The sequence below is a fragment of the Mesorhizobium sp. Root102 genome (assembly GCF_001425625.1).
Lineage (GTDB): Bacteria > Pseudomonadota > Alphaproteobacteria > Rhizobiales > Rhizobiaceae > Mesorhizobium.
The window spans coordinates 354,146-371,113 of the sequence record NZ_LMCP01000034.1; the positions used below are offsets into that span (position 1 = coordinate 354,146).

Annotated in this window: 29 protein-coding genes, 1 tRNA gene and 1 pseudogene; 13 read left to right on the forward strand and 18 right to left on the reverse strand. The window is 62.2% G+C overall.

Features of this window, described 5'->3' with window-relative positions:
- Nucleotides 1–65 precede the first annotated feature (65 nt).
- The 4 genes from ASD12_RS23900 to ASD12_RS23915 all read right to left on the reverse strand — a co-directional run bounded on the left by ASD12_RS23900 (nucleotide 66) and on the right by ASD12_RS23915 (nucleotide 1,509).
- Nucleotides 66–368 carry a DUF982 domain-containing protein gene (locus ASD12_RS23900; protein ID WP_056592232.1) on the reverse strand — a complete coding sequence of 101 codons (303 nt, stop codon included), beginning with the start codon at nucleotides 366–368 and terminating at the stop codon, nucleotides 66–68.
- 134 nt (nucleotides 369–502) lie between these two features.
- Entirely contained in the window at nucleotides 503–748 is a 246-nt protein-coding gene (locus ASD12_RS23905) for a DUF982 domain-containing protein (RefSeq protein WP_056592003.1), read from the reverse strand.
- A 150-nt stretch (nucleotides 749–898) separates the two neighbouring features.
- Nucleotides 899–1,084: a hypothetical protein gene (locus ASD12_RS23910; RefSeq protein ID WP_162252278.1), complete on the reverse strand. Its 186-nt coding sequence runs from the start codon at nucleotides 1,082–1,084 to the stop codon at nucleotides 899–901.
- 125 nt (nucleotides 1,085–1,209) lie between these two features.
- The gene (locus tag ASD12_RS23915) at nucleotides 1,210–1,509 is read right to left on the reverse strand and encodes a hypothetical protein (protein WP_056592007.1); all 300 of its coding nucleotides are present in this window, start codon (nucleotides 1,507–1,509) and stop codon (nucleotides 1,210–1,212) included.
- A 271-nt stretch (nucleotides 1,510–1,780) separates the two neighbouring features.
- On the opposite strand from ASD12_RS23915, the gene ASD12_RS23920 reads away from it, so the two are divergent.
- The gene (locus ASD12_RS23920) at nucleotides 1,781–2,020 is read left to right on the forward strand and encodes a hypothetical protein (protein ID WP_056592010.1); all 240 of its coding nucleotides are present in this window, start codon (nucleotides 1,781–1,783) and stop codon (nucleotides 2,018–2,020) included.
- A 76-nt stretch (nucleotides 2,021–2,096) separates the two neighbouring features.
- On the opposite strand, the gene ASD12_RS23925 is transcribed toward ASD12_RS23920, so the two are convergent.
- Nucleotides 2,097–2,303 carry a hypothetical protein gene (locus tag ASD12_RS23925; protein ID WP_056592013.1) on the reverse strand — a complete coding sequence of 69 codons (207 nt, stop codon included), beginning with the start codon at nucleotides 2,301–2,303 and terminating at the stop codon, nucleotides 2,097–2,099.
- A 1,265-nt stretch (nucleotides 2,304–3,568) separates the two neighbouring features.
- Complete coding sequence (locus ASD12_RS23930; protein ID WP_056592016.1) at nucleotides 3,569–3,868, reverse strand: DUF1236 domain-containing protein; 300 nt, start codon at nucleotides 3,866–3,868, stop codon at nucleotides 3,569–3,571.
- Nucleotides 3,869–4,420: 552 nt separating this feature from the next.
- On the opposite strand from ASD12_RS23930, the gene ASD12_RS23935 reads away from it, so the two are divergent.
- On the forward strand, nucleotides 4,421–4,771 hold the full coding sequence (locus tag ASD12_RS23935; RefSeq protein WP_056592019.1) for a low affinity iron permease family protein: 351 nt from the start codon (nucleotides 4,421–4,423) through the stop codon (nucleotides 4,769–4,771).
- Nucleotides 4,772–5,206: 435 nt separating this feature from the next.
- On the opposite strand, the gene ASD12_RS23940 is transcribed toward ASD12_RS23935, so the two are convergent.
- From ASD12_RS23940 to ASD12_RS23960, 4 genes are all read right to left on the reverse strand, one after another.
- Nucleotides 5,207–5,350: a hypothetical protein gene (locus ASD12_RS23940; RefSeq protein ID WP_210173864.1), complete on the reverse strand. Its 144-nt coding sequence runs from the start codon at nucleotides 5,348–5,350 to the stop codon at nucleotides 5,207–5,209.
- A 623-nt stretch (nucleotides 5,351–5,973) separates the two neighbouring features.
- A tRNA-Gln gene (locus ASD12_RS23950) sits at nucleotides 5,974–6,047 on the reverse strand.
- 105 nt (nucleotides 6,048–6,152) lie between these two features.
- Complete coding sequence (locus tag ASD12_RS23955) at nucleotides 6,153–6,443, reverse strand: hypothetical protein (protein WP_056592026.1); 291 nt, start codon at nucleotides 6,441–6,443, stop codon at nucleotides 6,153–6,155.
- A gap of 154 nt (nucleotides 6,444–6,597) precedes the next feature.
- Nucleotides 6,598–6,891: a hypothetical protein gene (locus ASD12_RS23960; RefSeq protein WP_056592029.1), complete on the reverse strand. Its 294-nt coding sequence runs from the start codon at nucleotides 6,889–6,891 to the stop codon at nucleotides 6,598–6,600.
- On the opposite strand from ASD12_RS23960, the gene ASD12_RS23965 reads away from it, so the two are divergent.
- From ASD12_RS23965 to ASD12_RS35800, 4 genes are all read left to right on the forward strand, one after another.
- The gene (locus ASD12_RS23965) at nucleotides 6,890–7,222 is read left to right on the forward strand and encodes a hypothetical protein (protein WP_156388923.1); all 333 of its coding nucleotides are present in this window, start codon (nucleotides 6,890–6,892) and stop codon (nucleotides 7,220–7,222) included. The two genes, ASD12_RS23960 and ASD12_RS23965, sit on opposite strands and share 2 nt — an antisense overlap.
- Before the next feature lie 170 nt (nucleotides 7,223–7,392).
- Complete coding sequence (locus ASD12_RS23970; protein WP_056592036.1) at nucleotides 7,393–8,472, forward strand: PAS domain S-box protein; 1,080 nt, start codon at nucleotides 7,393–7,395, stop codon at nucleotides 8,470–8,472.
- Between the two features lie 157 nt (nucleotides 8,473–8,629).
- A complete protein-coding gene (locus ASD12_RS23975; RefSeq protein ID WP_056592237.1) occupies nucleotides 8,630–8,938 on the forward strand; it encodes a hypothetical protein in 309 nt (102 codons plus the stop codon).
- A 90-nt stretch (nucleotides 8,939–9,028) separates the two neighbouring features.
- Complete coding sequence (locus ASD12_RS35800; RefSeq protein WP_274533679.1) at nucleotides 9,029–9,163, forward strand: hypothetical protein; 135 nt, start codon at nucleotides 9,029–9,031, stop codon at nucleotides 9,161–9,163.
- Nucleotides 9,164–9,231: 68 nt separating this feature from the next.
- Here ASD12_RS35800 and ASD12_RS23980 read toward each other — a convergent pair whose 3' ends face one another.
- From ASD12_RS23980 to ASD12_RS24000, 5 genes are all read right to left on the reverse strand, one after another.
- Nucleotides 9,232–9,477, reverse strand: coding sequence for a DUF982 domain-containing protein (locus ASD12_RS23980; RefSeq protein WP_056592039.1), 246 nt, complete (start codon nucleotides 9,475–9,477; stop codon nucleotides 9,232–9,234).
- A 13-nt stretch (nucleotides 9,478–9,490) separates the two neighbouring features.
- Nucleotides 9,491–9,727 (reverse strand): DUF982 domain-containing protein, encoded by a 237-nt coding sequence (locus ASD12_RS23985; RefSeq protein WP_056592042.1) that lies wholly within the window; start codon nucleotides 9,725–9,727, stop codon nucleotides 9,491–9,493.
- Nucleotides 9,728–9,836: 109 nt separating this feature from the next.
- Complete coding sequence (locus ASD12_RS23990) at nucleotides 9,837–10,280, reverse strand: GFA family protein (RefSeq protein ID WP_056592045.1); 444 nt, start codon at nucleotides 10,278–10,280, stop codon at nucleotides 9,837–9,839.
- Nucleotides 10,281–10,370: 90 nt separating this feature from the next.
- The gene (locus ASD12_RS23995) at nucleotides 10,371–10,550 is read right to left on the reverse strand and encodes a DUF3606 domain-containing protein (RefSeq protein ID WP_024501602.1); all 180 of its coding nucleotides are present in this window, start codon (nucleotides 10,548–10,550) and stop codon (nucleotides 10,371–10,373) included.
- Between the two features lie 508 nt (nucleotides 10,551–11,058).
- Nucleotides 11,059–11,250 (reverse strand): hypothetical protein, encoded by a 192-nt coding sequence (locus ASD12_RS24000; RefSeq protein WP_056592048.1) that lies wholly within the window; start codon nucleotides 11,248–11,250, stop codon nucleotides 11,059–11,061.
- Nucleotides 11,251–11,462: 212 nt separating this feature from the next.
- Here ASD12_RS24000 and ASD12_RS24005 point away from each other — a divergent pair, with 212 nt between their 5' ends.
- Complete coding sequence (locus tag ASD12_RS24005; RefSeq protein WP_056592052.1) at nucleotides 11,463–11,891, forward strand: DoxX family protein; 429 nt, start codon at nucleotides 11,463–11,465, stop codon at nucleotides 11,889–11,891.
- Nucleotides 11,892–11,933: 42 nt separating this feature from the next.
- Here the strand turns inward: ASD12_RS24005 and ASD12_RS24010 are convergent, their stop codons facing one another.
- Both ASD12_RS24010 and ASD12_RS24015 read right to left on the reverse strand, forming a co-directional pair.
- Nucleotides 11,934–12,203 (reverse strand): hypothetical protein, encoded by a 270-nt coding sequence (locus ASD12_RS24010; RefSeq protein ID WP_056592056.1) that lies wholly within the window; start codon nucleotides 12,201–12,203, stop codon nucleotides 11,934–11,936.
- Nucleotides 12,204–12,353: 150 nt separating this feature from the next.
- Nucleotides 12,354–12,659, reverse strand: a complete 306-nt coding sequence (locus ASD12_RS24015) for a hypothetical protein (RefSeq protein WP_056592240.1) — start codon at nucleotides 12,657–12,659, stop codon at nucleotides 12,354–12,356.
- 477 nt (nucleotides 12,660–13,136) lie between these two features.
- Between ASD12_RS24015 and ASD12_RS35520 the strand changes: the two genes are divergently transcribed.
- The 4 genes and pseudogenes from ASD12_RS35520 to ASD12_RS24030 all read left to right on the forward strand — a co-directional run bounded on the left by ASD12_RS35520 (nucleotide 13,137) and on the right by ASD12_RS24030 (nucleotide 15,525).
- On the forward strand, nucleotides 13,137–13,388 hold the full coding sequence (locus ASD12_RS35520) for a hypothetical protein (RefSeq protein ID WP_244482956.1): 252 nt from the start codon (nucleotides 13,137–13,139) through the stop codon (nucleotides 13,386–13,388).
- Nucleotides 13,381–13,785 carry a hypothetical protein gene (locus ASD12_RS33540; protein WP_244482957.1) on the forward strand — a complete coding sequence of 135 codons (405 nt, stop codon included), beginning with the start codon at nucleotides 13,381–13,383 and terminating at the stop codon, nucleotides 13,783–13,785. Before ASD12_RS35520 ends, ASD12_RS33540 begins: the two co-directional genes overlap by 8 nt.
- A pseudogene (locus tag ASD12_RS24025) lies at nucleotides 13,724–14,383 on the forward strand (terminase family protein); the annotation flags it as partial. The gene ASD12_RS33540 and the pseudogene ASD12_RS24025, both read left to right, overlap by 62 nt.
- Before the next feature lie 386 nt (nucleotides 14,384–14,769).
- Nucleotides 14,770–15,525, forward strand: coding sequence for a terminase family protein (locus ASD12_RS24030; RefSeq protein ID WP_056592062.1), 756 nt, complete (start codon nucleotides 14,770–14,772; stop codon nucleotides 15,523–15,525).
- 131 nt (nucleotides 15,526–15,656) lie between these two features.
- Here ASD12_RS24030 and ASD12_RS24035 read toward each other — a convergent pair whose 3' ends face one another.
- Entirely contained in the window at nucleotides 15,657–16,028 is a 372-nt protein-coding gene (locus tag ASD12_RS24035) for a nuclear transport factor 2 family protein (RefSeq protein ID WP_056592065.1), read from the reverse strand.
- 130 nt (nucleotides 16,029–16,158) lie between these two features.
- Between ASD12_RS24035 and ASD12_RS24040 the strand changes: the two genes are divergently transcribed.
- Entirely contained in the window at nucleotides 16,159–16,728 is a 570-nt protein-coding gene (locus ASD12_RS24040; protein ID WP_056592068.1) for a hypothetical protein, read from the forward strand.
- Nucleotides 16,697–16,822, forward strand: coding sequence for a hypothetical protein (locus ASD12_RS35805; RefSeq protein ID WP_280139596.1), 126 nt, complete (start codon nucleotides 16,697–16,699; stop codon nucleotides 16,820–16,822). Before ASD12_RS24040 ends, ASD12_RS35805 begins: the two co-directional genes overlap by 32 nt.
- The last annotated feature ends 146 nt before the right edge of the window (nucleotides 16,823–16,968 follow it).

Sequence of the window (16,968 nt, forward strand, 5' to 3'; positions counted from 1 at the left end):
CTCACTGCGATATCGCGCACACCTTGGCGGCGGCCTCGCCGCGCGATATTCTTGAAGCCAGCAGCTCAGGCCGGAATACCGCCGCGCCCGGACCGATGCCCGGTCATCCAGGGCAGGACGTTCGAGACATCCTCCAGGATGCGCGCCGATCTTGCCCAGCCGGCGAAGGCTTCCCGCGCAACCGACGGCGGCAACAGCCCGTCAAAGGAGCGATGGCAGGCGCGCCGGGCGGTATCGAAGATCGGGCCGCGGCGGTTGCTCGGCCATTCGTCGAGAAAGTCGAGGGCCTCCTCGAGGCAGGTGATTTCCTGGACGATCATCTGACCGTCCTTGACGAAAACGGGGTGGTTGAAACGCCTGTCGTTCATTACTTCCTCCAATCGCTTGAACGATGCTTTGAACTGGCCGGCAACGTTGGCGGCGGCCATCGAAAAATATGCGAGGGGCGGCTTTCCGTGTCAAGAACAGACACGAGCAGCCAGACTACTCGATCAGGATATGCCTACTCGATCAGGATATGCGCCTCGCGGGCGGCCTCGACGAAAGCCTCCCTGGCAATGTCAGGGGACACCTCGCCACTCGCCGCCCGGCGGCAAGCGCGCAGCGCGGACTGATGTTTCGGGCTGCCGGCGTCACGCCAATGTGTCGTGAGCAATTCAATGGCCTGCTGTGTATTGGACAGATGGCGGATGGAACCGGTGACGCCGACCGAAACCGCCACGGGCTTGGAAAACCATGCAGTTTGCATTGGAACCTCGACTGGTTGCGGCGATTAACGCCTTCGGCAGCGCAAGGTTTCAGCAACACCAATCACGCTGGCGTGAGAGTTCCCACACATGCGTTCTCCTACGAACCACTGCATCGAGGGACGCTGGGTTGTTCGCCTTTATGCGATCGCTCACATGTTTGAGGCGAAGTCGCGGGTGGGCGGTGGTTTGGGTTTGTGGGCAGCACGCTGCCTTGTCGTTTGTTGGGCGAGGCGGGGCGCGGCCTTGACCGTGTTCACGGTGTCGGGCGATTGCGCCTTGCGGCGCTTGAGCCAGCTGGATGACAATTCGGCAAGGAGACTGCGCAGCTCTTTCACAACATCCTCCTTTTGCAAGGCGACGGGATAATTTCCGCCAGTCCAACTTGTTCCATCGGAAGACTTGTTCCGCCGGAAAGATAGGAAGGACCCTTGCCCGGGCGTATCGGCCGGCGTTTGCCGGACTATTGAATCGAAGCCGGGCGCGGCAGATCGAGCGTGGCGATCGCGCACTCGCAGTCCTCGTCGGCCAGGCCATTCACGAACAGACCGGCCAGGCCGTCGAATTCGATTGCCGCGCCGATCAGTTGTGCCGCCTGCAGGACCAGATGCTCGATGTCCTCGAGGGCGACATTCTCGGCCAGATTCCTGACCCTGACCTGTTCCGCCACCGCCGTTATGTTGACGATGCCTGCCATCTTGAAGGCCATCTGGACCGCTGAACTGACGTCATCGCGCAGTCGCGTCGAGTAATCATACCGCATCGAAACCTCCCAAAGGGATCGATTTTCTTGTCAGATTCCACCTTGCGCCGGGCGCTGCGTTAAAGCAAGTAACGATATAAATATTATTCAAATAAATCAAATAGTTAGCAGAGTTACACAAAGGCGCGTCCAGCGCCGAATCCGCTTCATGTGCGTGATGCTCCGTTCACCCATCGCAGGGTCTTGACGTATTATGAGAGCTATCCTAATCATGCGCCAAGTGGGCTAAATACTAACTCTACGTATTCTTGGTCCTGAGCGAGGAAGCGCCATGGCTGAACTGGAACGCCCCGAACGACTGCAGATCATGCTGACATCAGACGAACTGGCGGCGCTGGAAAACTGGCGCTACGACAAGCGCATGCCGAGCCGCTCGGCCGCAGTCAGGGAGCTGCTGCGGCGCGGCTTGGCCTCGGACGGGTTCCTGACGGCGGAGCAGGGAGTGAAGTCGCAGGATTATGGCATCCTGCCTACGGAAGGCAACGGGATTGCCGACAGCGGCAAGGAATAGGCACGGCCGCCGGTATGCTGTCGCGACCGGCGGGCAGGCGCCGGCTGGTAATGCTGGAAGCTGGTTGCTCCAGGCTCTACAGGATGTTGGTCGTCACTTCGACGACGATTGCGGCACCTTCCAGCGTGCCATTGGTCACATGCACGACACGCGATACCCGCAGATCCTGCGTCGTTCCGTCGATCGACAGGGAAACGCTTTCGCCAACCCGGGGAACTGCCTGGAAAACGGCATCGGCTGCTTCCGGACGGTTGTCGATGGATATGCGGCGGTTGACGGTCATGAGATGTCTCCTGTGTCGGCCCCGCTCGTCAACGCGGGGTCCGCGAAATGGTTTCAGGGGCATGAGAGGCAGCGGTGCAACTTAGTGCGGCGTCAATTCGTAGTGGAGTCGTTGCTCGATTGTTCATTGTACCGGAGCGACAGGCTCGCTGGGGAAGGTGTTGGGCTGCCCCGGCGAGCCAGCCCGTCTTTGCGCCGTCGGACGTTGCAAAACCACCGTCAGTCGTCCGACATTGGCGCCTTGGATCACTTCCGCTCGCGTGGCACGAGATAACTCGTCGTAACACCGGCCCCAATGCCGCGCGTGACGACGACCGTGGTGTAGTCTGGCGGTAGTGAGGCAGTGACGGTCGCATCGACCGACCGGCACCTTCCGACGATTTCCCCATTTGGCGAACTTGCCAACCTGTCCGTCAGCGAAGCCTGGCATTGATCAAGCGAGGCGTACAGTGTCGGCGCCATATCGACGGGTTTGCATATTGACGCCTCTCCTGGGCTGCAGGAGAGCAAGAGCATCACTGCCTGGGTTGCCGGATCCATTCTTCGAGTTCCCATGTTGAACGAGCCTCAACGTGGAAGTGCGATCTTGGTTTCGCTGTCGCTAAAATATGGATGCGCATTGCCTGGTGGCCTAAGGACATTGCCAACGTCAGGATGAGCGAGACTCACGATGGCTTGTCGGAATATGCGCGCTGTAGCAGGTGCGCTAAGCACCGTGGCTGTTTCTTGCAGGAGCGCGACAACGTCTTCCGGTTTCATCTTTCCAACTGGTCGGCGGCACTGACAAGTTCATAAACCAGTTCAACGCCGCGTTGATGAAGCTGGCGCATTTGCTCGTCCTTTCGTTTTCCGACGGTGATCCAAATCACCGTTCGATCCTCAATAACAAATGAGGCGGCATCCCAATTCCTTCGCAGGGAACATTTTCTCAGGTTCCTGCTTTCTTGGCTGCTGGAACAGAGGAGGCTGTCGTGAAACGAAAGGTTGATCGCGAAAAGATTGAGAGAGCGGACCGCGAGAGCAAAGTGGTGTTGGACGCCGAACGTCAGGCCAGGGAGGCCAAGACAGCGCGCCTACGAGAACAGAGATTGGCGCTAAGATCAGAGAGATCGCCCAATGCGGGGCCGAGCCGTGCGAATTGACAGCGATCAATCCACCCCCGAGGTCGGTGCGGAAACGGGCAAGATCCCTGGTAAGCCCCAACCACCACGGGCCTGACGTTGCGGCCCGTCGCCACAAGGGCGACGGGCTTCAGATGCAGGGCTGTCAGTCGTAGACCTTGATGATCTTGTGGGTGCCGGGATCGACGACGACCGTGCGGTTGTCGATCACGGTGTAGCGATACTTGACGTTGGGGACCTCGTAGAGCTCGACTGTATCAGGCAGGGCTGTGCCGATATTGAGTTCCACGCCGGGGACTTTGATCGAAGCCACGGGCTGCTTCTTCACATATTCGCGGATAACTGTGTCCTGCTCGGGCTGGATGATGATGTCATCCGCTGTGGCTGCGCCGATTCCTGCAAGCAACAGAAACGCCGCAGCAGTGCTGGTAAGATGCGTTCTCATAGGTTCCTCCTTTGTGAGATCGGCGCAGGACGCCATCGTCCTGCGCTCGGAAAACCGAACTTGGGTCATCCCCAAACGTTCCCATGGCTGGTCTTCGGTCGGGCAGCGCGTGGGACTTAGGTCCAGCCACGAAACGCAATGGTCCTAGCGGTGGTGTCCATCGGAACAGCGGCCGTTTGCGGTAGTTGTCCGTGTGGATTTTTTGCAGGAGGAACGGATGGATAAGAGTGTTGATCAAGCGCGCTGGTTGCTCGGACCGATGTTCACGGTCGCCATCATCTTCCTCGCGGTTGGAATGTCGCTTGGCTGAACACCAACGAGATGTGCCCCCAAGATTGCGAGGTCCGCGCAGCTATGTCCCTTCCTGCGCCGATAGGGTTCGCCCGCTGCTCCCGTGTGACGAGCGAACCCTCAATCCTAGATTTGGTGAGTGTGAGCTGATCTGATGTTTCGTGACAAAGAGACCCGGTTCCTCGAGGCTGGCTTGCTCGCGGCAGTGCCTATTTGCGTAGCCATCACCGCACTGATTGCCTTGTTGACTTTGGCCAGGATATGAACCGCATCCTTTTCGTGGCGGCCGACTTTCTGTCCCGGCCGCCGGGTTTCTACGCCTTGATGATAGCCATGGTATTGTGCACTGCGCTGGTGCCTTACGGCCTGACAAATGCAGTCACCTATGCCTTATCGGTCGCGGCTATCGTGATCACCGGAGTGGTCCTGATACAGGGCTACCGCGACACCGCCGCCATCCACGCCAAACTCGATGAGATCATCGTTTCACTGGACGCAACCAGAAACGACGTTGTCGGGTTGGAGCATGCCCAACCGGAGGAGATCCGGGAAAAGCTTACAATGCTCGAAGAGGAAGCGGCACAGGCAGTCGGACGACCTCCCTCACTCTGATTCTTCGCACCTCACCCGGTTTCAGATGTCGACCCCCGCACAGGCGCCGAAAAGAGGTTCGAAACGAAACAAGTGAGCAGAACCAGTCTAACGGAACATTAGCTGTCACCAAAAGTTGGTGCATGCGGCAGGAGGTGCCCTCCATCGCCTGCTGAAGATCGGGCCTCCGATCGGCCCGCGCTCTCCGCCAGGGCGCGGGCTTTCGCCGACCTTGGGACGAGATGAGAGGAAAGTCGTGGCCGCTCTGGTGGCCGGCCGTCCAATTGCATCGAGATGGCTGCCTCGTTCCCCATTTCGGTCTCCCCTAACGTAACCGGTGCCGAAACGTGGACGCGTTTCGTTAACTCGGCCATCCTGACATGATGCTGCGCTTCGAATTGGAGCCAAGGTTCACGCAGTGAAAGGGAATTTATCGCCTCTTTCCGGCGGCTGGTGTCACTGAGGTGAGAAGGGGACGCGTTTCGGTGACCGCAATTCCCCGGCCATTTTCGCCGCCTCGAAAATTGTCATCAAAACCAGGATTGGCTCACCCTCGGTCGGGTTGATGGTCAGGACCACACGGCCAAGCTCGTCGCTCATGCCGCAAGACCAGTCCTTAACCGCCATCACCTTCCTCGCGGCCATATACTTCTCCGGATGGGAAGCACCTCGCGGGCTACACCGCCTGGAGCTGTTCGATAGAACCTTCGCCTGACATTGCTATCAGCCGTACAGCCGCCAATGCGGCCAAAATTACGAAAACCGCCGTGATGTTCAGGAACATCGTCGATGCAAAGATGCCCCCACTGTGGTCAAAGCAACTCAGTTGCATGGCGCTTCACCTTCAAGCCACTAACAGCTTGATGATGATCCTGCTTCAGAAGAAATACAAGCATGTGCTAATAAGATCGGATGGGAGCGTTCTCTCAGGAGAAATCAGGTGAGCTTTCTTCGTCCCAGGCAAAAGCCGAAAAAGGCTTACCCGAACAGCGACCGGTTCGGAGAGGACGGCCGGCGGCTCTATAGTGCTTACGCCAGCGCAGATCGAAAGCAGCCGGGCAAGAGCCGCAAGCGGAGACACCTGGCGCTGATCCTGGGTGGGTCGACAGTCGCCGCTGCAGTGGGCGTGTTGATGTATTTGATATCGGCGGGCTAGGCCATGCGCGCCGCTTCGAAATGATCGATCTTCTCTCTGTGGTCGAGGCCCTGCAAGTGCTTGATTTTGGTTCCCGCTCATGGGCTCGAACCACGATTCACGCCTTCAAAGGGCGCTGTCCTACCATTAGACGAAGCGGGAAAATGCAACTGCGCCTACACCCGTAGCCGGTTCGCGCGCCGGGATCAACGCGATCCTCTTGCGATCGGCAACTGGCGATCGGCAATTGGCGGCAAGCCGTCGCCGTCACGGGATGCGGCCAACCGGCTCGTCGCAGCGGTAGAGTGGGCAGCGGCCGTCACGGGTCGGGACATAGGCCGACATCGGCACGTCGGGCCAGTCGCATTCGTTGCCGAATTGCCTGACGTAGCGGTCATAGGTGTTGGGGCCGGTGGTCAGCACCACGGCGCGGCGGCTCTGAATCAGCTGCTGAAGCTGCTCGCAGCTCATCGTGCGCGTGTCGGGCCGGGCCTCGGCGAGGCTGGTCGCGGCAAGCAGGATCGCTGCTGTCATTGTAACAATACGGCGGATGGGCATGGCGGTTACCTCGGGCGTTTCACTTACCTCGTGGCGAGCGTATCACGGGAGCGAGCGTGTCACGCGAAACTCGCATCCCGGCCAGCGGTTCCGCAACAGCGCGATCTCTTGCGGTCGCAACTGGCGATCGGCAATTGGCGGCAGGCCGTCGCCGTCAACCGGGGAGATCGCCGATCGGCTGGTCGCATCTATAAACCGGGCAGTGGCCGTCACGGGTCGGGACATAGGCCGACATCGGCACTTCGGGCAAGTCGCATTCGTTGCCGAACTGCCTGACATAGCGGTCATAGGTGTTGGGGCCGGTGGTCAGCACCACGGCGCGATGGCTTTGGATCAGCTGCTGGAGCTGACCGCAACTCATCGTGCGGGTATCGGGCCGGGCCTCGGTGAGGCCGGTCGCGGCAAGCAGGATCGCTGACGTGATCAAGGCAATTCGGCGTATGGGCATGGCGGTTTTCCTCGAGCTGATGTGTCACGCGAAACTCGCATCCGGCCGGTGGTTCCGCAACATCCGGCTGGCCGTTTCTTGCGGCGGCGCAACCACTGGCCGTTTCTTGCGGCGCAACCAAATGGCGCGTCGCGCATTGCTGGGGATGGACAGCAGGAAACCCTACCAAACGCCGCAATGGTGGCCCGGACGCGGATACGAGGATCGCGAAGCCATGTGCTGTTCCTTCTGCGGCGGCCGCGACCACCGCTACGAGGATTGCCCGCAACAGGACCCCGCCGCCAATCCTCCGTCGGATGCGCTCGACCGTGTCTCCTCCAAACCGAACTGATTCTGAATTTGGCTCCCAGTTCGCGGCCGCGCAATGTCGCGTGCCGATTGCAACCAAAATGCTCCGCCACGCATTGCTGTGCGTTGGCGCAATCCCTCGTGTGAGCCGAAGGGGCGGTTGCGAGACCGCGAGACGCAAGGCGGTCGACGTGATATGGGAAGGTGGGGGCAATGACAGAATTCGCAAGCAGCGGCCTGATCCATATCACCGCCGATTCTCGGCTGGCGGCAATCGTCGATTCGTCCTTCGACGCCATCATCAGCAAGGATCTGAACAGCGTCATCACCAGTTGGAACGGGGCGGCGCAGCGCATGTTCGGCTATGCTGCCGAGGAGGCTGTCGGCCGATCCGTGTTGATGCTCATTCCCGATCATCTCAGGGACGAAGAGGCCGATATCATCGGCCGGGTTCGCAATGGCCAAGTCGTGGCCAGCTATGAGACGATCCGGCGACGCAAGGATGGCGGGATCATTGCCGTTTCGCTGACCGTCTCGCCGATCAGGAATGCAGCGGGCGAGATCATCGGTGCCTCCAAGATCGCCCGCGACATCACCGCGACCAAGGAGAGCGAGCGCCGCATCCGGCTGTTGCTGCGCGAGGTGAATCATCGCGTCAAGAACCAGTTCGCGGTGATCCTCTCGATGGTCAGGGAGACAAGCAAACGCTCGACCGATCCGCGCGAGTTCGAGGAGTTGATCCGCTCCCGCATCATGGCGCTGTCGCGGTCGCACGATCTGCTGGTGAACTCGGAATGGGCGGGCGCCAGCCTCTTCGACCTTATCCAGGAGCAGCTCAAGCCGTTCGGGCACGAGGAACAGGTATCGCTCTCCGGACCGCTTTTGACCTTGCAGCCGAACGCCGTGCAAAATCTCGGCATGGCATTTCATGAACTTGGCACCAACTCTGCCAAATATGGCGCTCTGGCGGGTGATGCCGGGCGGCTCGAGATCACCTGGCAGATCGCCGCCGGTGTTTCGGGAAAGCGGGAAATCCATCTCGTCTGGGACGAGACGATGCCCGTGCATGAAGGGGAGCGGCCAGGGGGACGGCAAGACGAAAACAAGCGCAAGGGTTTTGGCACCGTCGTCCTGCAGCGGGTCGCGCCGCAATCGCTGAACGGCTCGGCGGTGCTGGAGCGCGGCCCCGGCCATCTAAGCTGGTCGCTGACGGCGCCGCTGGACTCGATCGTCGTTGCGCAGCTCGGCGCCGAAATCCCTGCCGCCGAGCCCAACCAGTCCTTCAGCCCTTGAGGGTCCGGCCCGGTCAATCGAGACAACCATCGGCGGACTGATCCTGCCGGCTTCGCATCGGCCGGGTGGACGCGGCCAACCTTTTTCATCGACAGGCGTTGTCCCGGTGAAGGGAAAGGTCGCCGCTGGCGGCCGTGACAGGAAGAAGGAGGCCGAGATGAGAATTCTCGCCATCGTCCCATTCAGCCTGATGCTGGCGCTGGCAATGCCGGCCGTGGCCCAGCAGCAGAACGACAGCCAGGCGCCGCAGGCCGACAAATGCCGGGTCCAGACGGCGCAGGGTGCAAAACAGCAGCCCGAACAGCAGCCAAGCAGCGACAATCTGACGGAGACGCTCAGCGATTGCGGCGGTGTGCTGAAACCGCCCGCCACCGGCGACCAGGGAATGGCAGCGCCGGCGCCCGACGAAGGCAAGACGCCGGTGATCAAGCCGGGCGAAGTGCCGGTCCAGCCGCCGAAGCAATAAACGCGGGTTCGCCGGTATCATCGCCCAAGCTAATGGAACCTCGGTTTCTCAGGAGCGTTTCTCTCACGATTGGAATTTGGAGATATTATCGTGAGAGATATTGCGACCACGGCCACATTGCTTGCCTCGATTGCCGTTGTGATTGCGTTGGTTCTGCTGGCGCCAAAGAGTTTTGGCTTCGAAAGCTCCAACCCGATCGTACAGGGCGAGCTTCCCGCCGAGTAATCAGACCAATTTCTCAATAAAAAGCAGGCGAGGCACAATGCCTCGCCTGCTTTCAATGGGCTACGCCTCTAGCGCACCAGCACGCCGGCATGGTTGCAGAGCGCCGCGAACGCTTCCTGCGCCTCGGCGGCACCAGCCTTGCTTTCCAGCGCTGCTTCGACTTTTTTGCGCGCCGCCTGATAGAACGGGCCGCGCTTGGCCTGTGGCCAGTCGATGAGGATCTCGCTGGCATCCCTGAGTGTGGTGACGTCGCGGATCGTGTCCGAGCCATGCGGTCTGATCCGCATCGGCGTGGACAGCATCAAGTCGGCCATGTCGTGCTTCCCATTACTGGAGGAATTTTGCTTCGCGCGCGGCGTCGATCATCGCCCGCATCGCCTTTTCCGGCGGCGTCCAGCCGTCCAGTGCATCGCGGCAGCTGCGCAGGGCCGCCCGATATTGCCGGCCCTGGCCGGCCGGCCAGTCGCCGAGGCATTCCAGGCCTTCCCAGGCACTGCGCACCATACGCTCCCGCTCGGGGGCAAACTTCAACCTGATGGGGTGGGGAAACATCTTGTCGTTCAACGGTCGTCTCCGTGACTGATGCATGCCGTGAAAATGCTCAGCGGCATGCATGAGAGGCGTCCAGTAACGTCGGCGATAGGGCAGGGTTCCTTGCTGGGAGGATCAAATCTCACTCGGCCGCATCGACGCCCGACAGCGACCTCGGCGTCGGCACTTCGGCGTCGTGCGCCGCCGGCCGGTCGTGCTCGAACTGTTCGGTGCCGGGCAAGGCGTGCAGCCAGGCCTCGCGCCTCGAGGTCCACAGTTCATATTCGGGTACGAGATCGGTCGGCACGATGTCGAGGCTGCCGATCATCACCTCGGCCTCGTTGTCGTCGACCCAGGCGACGCGGCCGCCGCAGGTCGGACAAAAGCTGCGCGTGCCATAGGAGCTGACGAGGCCTGTCGTCTCGAAGGCCTCGCGCGGCCAGATGGCAAAGGCCGAATAGACCGAGCCGCCGGCCTTGCGGCAATCCTTGCAATGGCAAAGACCAATACGCAGCGGCGCACCGTGTACCTTGAACTGCACGCCGCCGCACAGGCAACTGCCGGTCCTGCGTATGGTGTCGGACATGGCAACCTCCGTCAGGGGTGGCGCTGCGGGCCTGGTGGGACAGGGGCTCGTGCGAAACAGAGTTCCCCGTCCCGATCCCGGGAACAGGCTCTAGCCGCGCGCCGCCATATGGGCGTCGAGCTTCTTGCGCGATGGCCCGTAGCGCTTGATGATGGTCTGCGCCTCGCTTGGCGGAATGCCGTATTTGCGGGCAAAGGCAGCGACCTCGTAAGGCTCTTCGCTCGAGACCAGCTTGCGGTCCTGTTTCGTCTTCGACTTGTCGTCAGCCATCTCAGGCCTCACTTTCTGTTGTCGGGGAAACGCGCAGCCGTCGGCGCCCGATCCCGCGATCAACAGGACATAACACAGATCGGCGCCGCGGGTTCCACCGTGGCGACAATAACACGATGGTGTCGTAAAGCCTGTATCAGGCCGATGGCCGCATCGGGTCGGCGTCGGAAAGGTGATCGCCGTCACATTCGGAGCAGGCAGTGCTGACCCCGGGGCAGCCGCGCCGGTGCGTACCGGCGGGGCAGCAATGGCCGTTGGAACTCGTCCAGCGCGGGCATTGGAAGACCTTGCCGGCGCCACCGCAGCCGCGGCATTCCAGCGCCGTCGACCGGACGGCAAGGGATTTTGCCCCAAACCTGACGTTCGTGCCCAATTTCAAACCCGCCCCAAAATAACTGCACCGGTACACGTCTGTGCATTAGCCCTAGCTACAATAGCACGTTCGTGGTTACCAACAAGTTTCATGATTGTGGGACAGGCGGGAAGGCCGTCCGGGCCGGGCGCGCCGTCAGACCGGCTTCAGGCGCATCGCGACGAGATACATGAGCACTGATGCGGCCTGCCCGCGGTCCCAGCCGGCGGCCTCGACCTTGTCGAGCAACGCGTCGAGATGGGGAGCGAGCATCTCGCTGCACTCCTGCTCATAGGCGGTGCTCATCGCCTGATGCTCCGGCGCACCGATGGTCAACGCCTTGGCCATGTCCGTTTCCCCCTTTTGAGTGGGCAACAATATACCGTCAGCCGGCAAATCGAAAATCGGTCCTGCCAGCGCGGTGCATGGTTTCAAGAGGCATCCCGGATCCCTGGCGGAGCGCCTGCATCGCGCTTGTCGAAAAAATTAGCCTGATGTGTCGGACGTGGCGATCATCGCGCGTCCTAGGGGCGACCAACCTGCAACACTGGAGAACGAGCATGTCGTCGCAAATCACTCAATCGCCGTGGCGGACCGCGGCCCTTGTCGTCGCCCGGCTGATCTTCGCTGGCGTCTTCCTGATGGCCGTGACCTTCAAGTTCATGGGCATGGAGGCGACCGCCGGCTACATCGCCGCCGCAGGCTTTCCATTCCCGCTGTTCCTGGCCTGGTGCGCGGCGATCCTGGAGGTCGCCCTGGTGCTGTGCTTCCTGACCGGCGCCTTCTTCACGCAGGCGGCCCTGATTGCCGCCGCCTATGTGCTGTTCCTCGGCTTCGCCTTCCACGGACCCAGCCACTGGGCCGGCAGCCAAGCCGAGTTCGGCTTCTTCGTCGACCATTTCTCCTTCCTGGCCGGGCTGCTGTTCGCGGCGGTGCACGGTCCAGGCAAGGTGCTTTCGCTCGACCTGGGATGGTCGGGCAGGGCGTAGTCGTAGTGTGGCGCGGTCGCGAAAGATCGGAGGGTGGCCTGGCTATTCCTGCGTCAGGCGCTCGCCATATTCGCGCCAAAGCGCCTTCACCTCCAGGCTGCCGAGGCGAGGGGCCGAAGGATCGCTCGAGTGGATGGCGACGGCGCTGATATCGTATTGGGGATAGGCGTGGGCGACGAAGCGAATCGCTTCGCCGAGCGAACGCACTCGGATGACCGGATCGGCCTGGCCGTGGCCGGTGCTGCGCACTCCGGAGACCGTGGCCGGCGCATGCCGCATCCTGAACACCGATGCCATGGCTGGTCTGTCCATCGTCCTCTCCCACAAGGGCGTGTGACGGGAATCATTCCATGCGTGTTGACTAATGATTTCACAGCCGTCGGCCAAAGACCAGCCTGCCGGAAAAAGCGGGATTTCTGCGAGCTTGCCGGCGCCGCTCCATTGGCCGCTGCCTTGGCGCCCTCATAGCTGGTCGTTGTAGGGTTCCTTGATCTTGCCGACCATGCGGGCCAGCTTCGAGAAGGAGGGCATGTCCGCCTCGGGCTGGCACTGATTGGCGAGCTCCAGCAGCCGGATCGGGAAGTTGACGGCGTCACGGCTGGACGCGGACATGCCTTCGGATCGCTCCTGGTTGGTTTCGCCGGCTTCGGTCTTGCGCAGGGCCACGTCGATTTCCTCGGATGTCAGCACCCCCTTTTGAACCAGGAGGCGGTTGATCGACGCGACGGCCATCAGCAGGCCTTCGAGTTGCAGGTTGGCGACATTCATGGCGATTGCTCCCGTGGCTACAATCGAAACGCGCGACCAGCCTTTTCGCTCCGAAGGGCGCAGCGAGGCGATGTCTTGGCAAGTCTTCTGGATCTTGCCCAAAGACGCGTCCTAGGAATTTTTTCTTAGAAAATCGTTGACGGGGTGAGGGCAGCCGTGCTACATATTTGTCCATGGTGCTGATTTGCGCCACGACCCGCCGCCAAGGCGGGTTTTGTGTTTCTGGGCTAGACATGTCGGCAGGACAGAGGGGGGGCGCCGAGGAACGCCATCCTTCGCCCGATGACTCATTGCGCAATCCGCGAGAAATCCCATGTCCACACGCTACGCCACGATCATCACCGACGATCATGGCCAAGAAATCGTCAGCGCCATCGGCGAGTTCGAGGGTGGGGCGCCGCAGCCACGCCTCGGCCGTGTCGAGCCGGTCGCGCCCGGCGTGCTGATCGGCATGGTACGGGATGCGGCCGGCGGCTTTTGTTTTCCGCGGCCGGGATCGCCGGGCAGCTTGTCGGTCTGGTCATGGCGCGCCTCAAGGCGCAGGCGGCGAAGCCCGCCCAGGCAGAGAAGCCTGCCGGTGCGGCAAGGCCGAAGCGCGCCCCGAGAGCCAAGAAGCGGACCAGGAAGAACGGCCGCTCGAAGAAGCCGGCTGGCCGGGCCAGATCGGTGCCAAAGGCCGGCATTTCCGCTGCCGATGCCAACGCCGATGATCGTCACGTCCATGACTGACAAGACCGCCGCCCGGCCAACGCGCGCCAAGCCGGTAAGGCGCAAACCCGCCGCCAGCTCGTCCGCGCGGAAGCCGCGCGCCAAGCGCGCGAAAAAGACGCTGGGTGACGATTTCCTGGCTGCCGTGCGGGCTGATTTTCGCGCGTATGGCGCCGGCGTCATCGCCGAGGTGCGGGCCGACAAGCCGGACCAGTATCTGAAGATCGTGCTTTCGGTGCTGCCCAGGGATTTCAATGCCACGATCAACCAAATGGACGGCCTGAGCGATGACGAGATCCGCAGTCGCATCCGTGCCCTCGAAGCCGTCGTCAAGCCGTTCCTCGAAGAACTCGGTGATGGCGGCCAGGACGGAATATCTGGCGCTGCTGGCGGAACTGGACCGCAGGCGCCGCAGTAATCTTCTTGCCGCCTACACGCCGTATCAGCGCCAGGCCGAATTTCACGCGGCAGGTGCGCAAAACCGCGAAAGGCTGTTCATGGCCGGCAACCAGCTCGGCAAGACCCGCGCCGGCGCCGCGGAATGGGCCATGCATCTCACCGGCCGCTATCCCTCATGGTGGCAAGGCAAGGTTTTTGACTCAAGCGTCAGGCTGTGGGCCGCCGGCGTGACGGGCGAGGGCACGCGCGACAATCCGCAGCGTGTGCTGGTCGGCCCGCCGCAGCAGCAGGCGGCCTGGGGCACCGGCATGATCCCGGCCGACGCCATCCTGCAGACCGCGATGGGCCGCGGCGCACCGGGCGCGCTCGACAGCGTCGTGGTGCGCTGGGGTGGTGGCGGCGATGTGCAGGCCGATGAATCGGTGCTGTCGTTCAAGAGCTTCGAGAAGGGCCGCGAGAAATGGCAGGGCGAAACCCTGCACGGCGTCTGGTTCGACGAGGAACCGCCGCTGGATATCTATTCCGAAGGCCTGACCCGCACCAACGCGACGGGTGGGATTACCATCGTCACCTTCACGCCGCTGCTTGGGATGTCGGATGTGGTGCTGCTTTTTTTGTCGGCGGCGCAGGTGGAGGGGATGGTGAAGGGGGTGAGAAGCGGTCCGCGATAGCGGGCGAAAAGCCAATTGCTTGGCTTTTCGAGCTTCGAACGCCCTGAGCCTGCGAAGGGCGGGGCACATTTCAGAACCTGGGTTCCTCGCCCCCGCCAGAGCGAGGGAGAGGTGGCCGCGAAGCGGTCGGAGAGGGGGCTTCGTAGGGCGTTGGCTTAACGGGACGAGGTTCGCTTCATCTGGGTATGTCCGCGCCGTCCCCCTCTCCGTCTCGGCTTCGCCGAGCCACCTCTCCCCCGTTTCACGGGGGCGAGGAACCCAGGCTTTCCAATGGCTTCGCGGTGGTTCCTGGTGCAAAGATTCTCTTCGAACGATGTCGGAGAACCAAAAGAATGTCCCGTCACGTCACCTTCATGACCATCGACGATGCCGAGCATTATTCGCCCCAGGAGCGCGCGGCGATCGTTGCTGCCTATCCCGCGCATGAGCGCGAGGCTCGGGCGCGCGGCATTCCGGTGCTGGGTTCGGGCCGCATCTTTCCGGTGGCCGAGGCGCTGATCGCCTGCGAGCCGTTCCGGCTGCCGCGCTACTGGCCGCGCATCGGCGCGCTCGATTTCGGCTGGGACCATCCGTCGGCCGCGGTCGAGCTCGCCTGGGATACGGAGGCCGATGTCGTCTATGTCTCGAAAGCCTGCCGCGCGTCGCAACAGACGCCCGCCATGCAGACGCTGACCTTGAAACCATGGGGCGACTGGCTGCCCTTTGCCTGGCCGCGCGACGGCCGCCGCGAAACGCTGGAAGGCGCGGGCGTGGCGCTCGCCCGGCAATATGCCGCGCACGGCCTGAACATGCTGACCCGCCACGCGCAATTCCCCGACGGGTCGGTCTCGGTCGAGGCCGGGCTGATGGAAATGCTCGACCGCATGCAGTCCGGCCGCTTCAAGGTGTTTTCGACGCTGGCCGACTGGTTCGAGGAGTTTCGGCTTTTTCACCGCAAGGATGGCCAGGTGGTCAAGCTGCGGGATGATCTGATGGCGGCGACCCGCTATGGCGTGATGATGCTGCGCGAGGCGGTGGTGGATCCGGCGGAGTTCAAGGCGGCGAGAAGGCCGGTGGGGCAGAGTGACCCGCTGGGGGCATTTCGGTGAGGCACAGCGCTATAACCCGCCATCGCTCAAAGGCGATTTCTTGTTGGAGAACGGAATTACGGTGACAGTGCATTTTTAGGTCGTGCCCATCTTGGCGCGATCTCGCGAATTGTTCGCTATGGAGCCAGCTCCTACTCCACGATCTTCCAGTAGGAATCCTTGCGGATCACCTTGCCGTTGCGAAACGTGTAGAAGTCGCAACCTCGGACTTCCTTTTTGACGCCCTCGCGGGTGGTGCCGGTGAGGGTCCATTTGGACATGCCGGTGTCGGCAGCCTCGTCCGCAAAGTGCTCGCCATTGCCGTAATGGACATCGGGCAGGCCTTCGAAGCGTGTCGCCAGCGCGTCTCTTACGTTGCGTTTGCCCTCGCAACGCGTTCCCCAGGGCTCGGCTCCCCTCGGCATCTCCAGGACGCAGTCGTCGGCAAAGAACGCCATGATGCGATCGAGATCGTGCGCGTTGAAGGCTTCGCATAGCTCCGTCAGTGTCGCTCGAATGTCCATTCGCCCGTCTCCTGGATAACCGACAGCGTTCGATGTCCGAAGTAGGTCACTGGCGACGGGGCCGGTCAAGTGCGCTGTTTTCGACACTCCGCCTGAAAGCGGCAAGTGCATCCATTGCCCAGGCCTGCCCATGACCGTCCGCATCATCCCCGCCACGCTGCGCGACCTGTCGTACATCGCGGCCAACCTTCGCCCCGAGGACCGCGCCGAGATCGCCTGCCAGCTCGACCAATGGTCGCCGGCGCTGCTGGCACTGACGGCGCTGCAGGGGTTTGCCTACGTCGCCGAGTTGGACGGCAATCCGGAGGCCGGATTTGGCGCCGCCGAACAGCGGAGCGGTTTGTGGATCGCCTGGAGCTGGGGCACGCGCCGCATGCGGCGCTGCGTGCCTGGGATTACCGGGTTCTTTCACACCGTGCTTGGGCCCCAGGTCGCGGCGCGCGGCGCCTGGCGGGTCGAGGCCCGCGCCTTGGCCACCAATGAACTGGCGCTGCGCTGGCTTGGCCGGCTGGGCGCCACGCAACGCTGCCTGTTGCCGGGTTACGGCCGCAACGGCGAAGATTTTTTCCTCTACGACTGGACAAGAGAAGGCTGGAACCATGTGCCTGTTGCAAAAACCACCGGAACTGAAGCCGCTGCCGCCAACGCCGACGGCGCAGGACAAGGACATGCAGGCGCGCGAGGCGGCATTGCGGGCTGAGCTCGAACAGCGCCAGGGAACGCTGAGCACCGTCAAGACCGACCTCGCGCCAGGCAGCCTTACCGGCCAGCGCCGCGTGCTGCTGGGGCTTTGACCATGACCGCGATGAAGCGCAGTTTTCGCAAACGCGTGTGGGATTGGTGGGTGTGGAGAAGGCATGCGCGGGTGATGAGAAGGCGGGGATAATCTCCCCCTGGAGGGGGGAGATCGGCAGCTCCGGCGTCCTGCCCGCACTCCGTA

Excerpts from the sequence above, each read along its gene's own strand:
- ASD12_RS23975 (WP_056592237.1), top strand. The coding sequence starts at position 8,630 with ATGAGAATTCTCGCCATCGTCCCATTCAGCCTGATGCTGGCGCTGGCA.
- ASD12_RS23935 (WP_056592019.1), top strand. The coding sequence starts at position 4,421 with ATGAACCGCATCCTTTTCGTGGCGGCCGACTTTCTGTCCCGGCCGCCG.
- ASD12_RS23900 (WP_056592232.1), bottom strand. The coding sequence starts at position 368 with ATGAACGACAGGCGTTTCAACCACCCCGTTTTCGTCAAGGACGGTCAG.
- ASD12_RS23930 (WP_056592016.1), bottom strand. The coding sequence starts at position 3,868 with ATGAGAACGCATCTTACCAGCACTGCTGCGGCGTTTCTGTTGCTTGCA.
- ASD12_RS23970 (WP_056592036.1), top strand. The coding sequence starts at position 7,393 with ATGACAGAATTCGCAAGCAGCGGCCTGATCCATATCACCGCCGATTCT.
- ASD12_RS23960 (WP_056592029.1), bottom strand. The coding sequence starts at position 6,891 with ATGCCCATACGCCGAATTGCCTTGATCACGTCAGCGATCCTGCTTGCC.
- ASD12_RS23925 (WP_056592013.1), bottom strand. The coding sequence starts at position 2,303 with ATGACCGTCAACCGCCGCATATCCATCGACAACCGTCCGGAAGCAGCC.
- ASD12_RS23965 (WP_156388923.1), top strand. The coding sequence starts at position 6,890 with ATGGCGGTTTTCCTCGAGCTGATGTGTCACGCGAAACTCGCATCCGGC.
- ASD12_RS23995 (WP_024501602.1), bottom strand. The coding sequence starts at position 10,550 with ATGGCTGACGACAAGTCGAAGACGAAACAGGACCGCAAGCTGGTCTCG.
- ASD12_RS33540 (WP_244482957.1), top strand. The coding sequence starts at position 13,381 with ATGACTGACAAGACCGCCGCCCGGCCAACGCGCGCCAAGCCGGTAAGG.
- ASD12_RS24010 (WP_056592056.1), bottom strand. The coding sequence starts at position 12,203 with ATGGACAGACCAGCCATGGCATCGGTGTTCAGGATGCGGCATGCGCCG.
- ASD12_RS24000 (WP_056592048.1), bottom strand. The coding sequence starts at position 11,250 with ATGGCCAAGGCGTTGACCATCGGTGCGCCGGAGCATCAGGCGATGAGC.
- ASD12_RS23920 (WP_056592010.1), top strand. The coding sequence starts at position 1,781 with ATGGCTGAACTGGAACGCCCCGAACGACTGCAGATCATGCTGACATCA.
- ASD12_RS23980 (WP_056592039.1), bottom strand. The coding sequence starts at position 9,477 with ATGGCCGACTTGATGCTGTCCACGCCGATGCGGATCAGACCGCATGGC.
- ASD12_RS24035 (WP_056592065.1), bottom strand. The coding sequence starts at position 16,028 with ATGGACATTCGAGCGACACTGACGGAGCTATGCGAAGCCTTCAACGCG.
- ASD12_RS24005 (WP_056592052.1), top strand. The coding sequence starts at position 11,463 with ATGTCGTCGCAAATCACTCAATCGCCGTGGCGGACCGCGGCCCTTGTC.
- ASD12_RS23990 (WP_056592045.1), bottom strand. The coding sequence starts at position 10,280 with ATGTCCGACACCATACGCAGGACCGGCAGTTGCCTGTGCGGCGGCGTG.
- ASD12_RS35805 (WP_280139596.1), top strand. The coding sequence starts at position 16,697 with ATGCAGGCGCGCGAGGCGGCATTGCGGGCTGAGCTCGAACAGCGCCAG.
- ASD12_RS23905 (WP_056592003.1), bottom strand. The coding sequence starts at position 748 with ATGCAAACTGCATGGTTTTCCAAGCCCGTGGCGGTTTCGGTCGGCGTC.
- ASD12_RS23955 (WP_056592026.1), bottom strand. The coding sequence starts at position 6,443 with ATGCCCATCCGCCGTATTGTTACAATGACAGCAGCGATCCTGCTTGCC.
- ASD12_RS24030 (WP_056592062.1), top strand. The coding sequence starts at position 14,770 with ATGTCCCGTCACGTCACCTTCATGACCATCGACGATGCCGAGCATTAT.
- ASD12_RS23940 (WP_210173864.1), bottom strand. The coding sequence starts at position 5,350 with ATGAGCGACGAGCTTGGCCGTGTGGTCCTGACCATCAACCCGACCGAG.
- ASD12_RS24015 (WP_056592240.1), bottom strand. The coding sequence starts at position 12,659 with ATGAATGTCGCCAACCTGCAACTCGAAGGCCTGCTGATGGCCGTCGCG.
- ASD12_RS23915 (WP_056592007.1), bottom strand. The coding sequence starts at position 1,509 with ATGCGGTATGATTACTCGACGCGACTGCGCGATGACGTCAGTTCAGCG.
- ASD12_RS24040 (WP_056592068.1), top strand. The coding sequence starts at position 16,159 with ATGACCGTCCGCATCATCCCCGCCACGCTGCGCGACCTGTCGTACATC.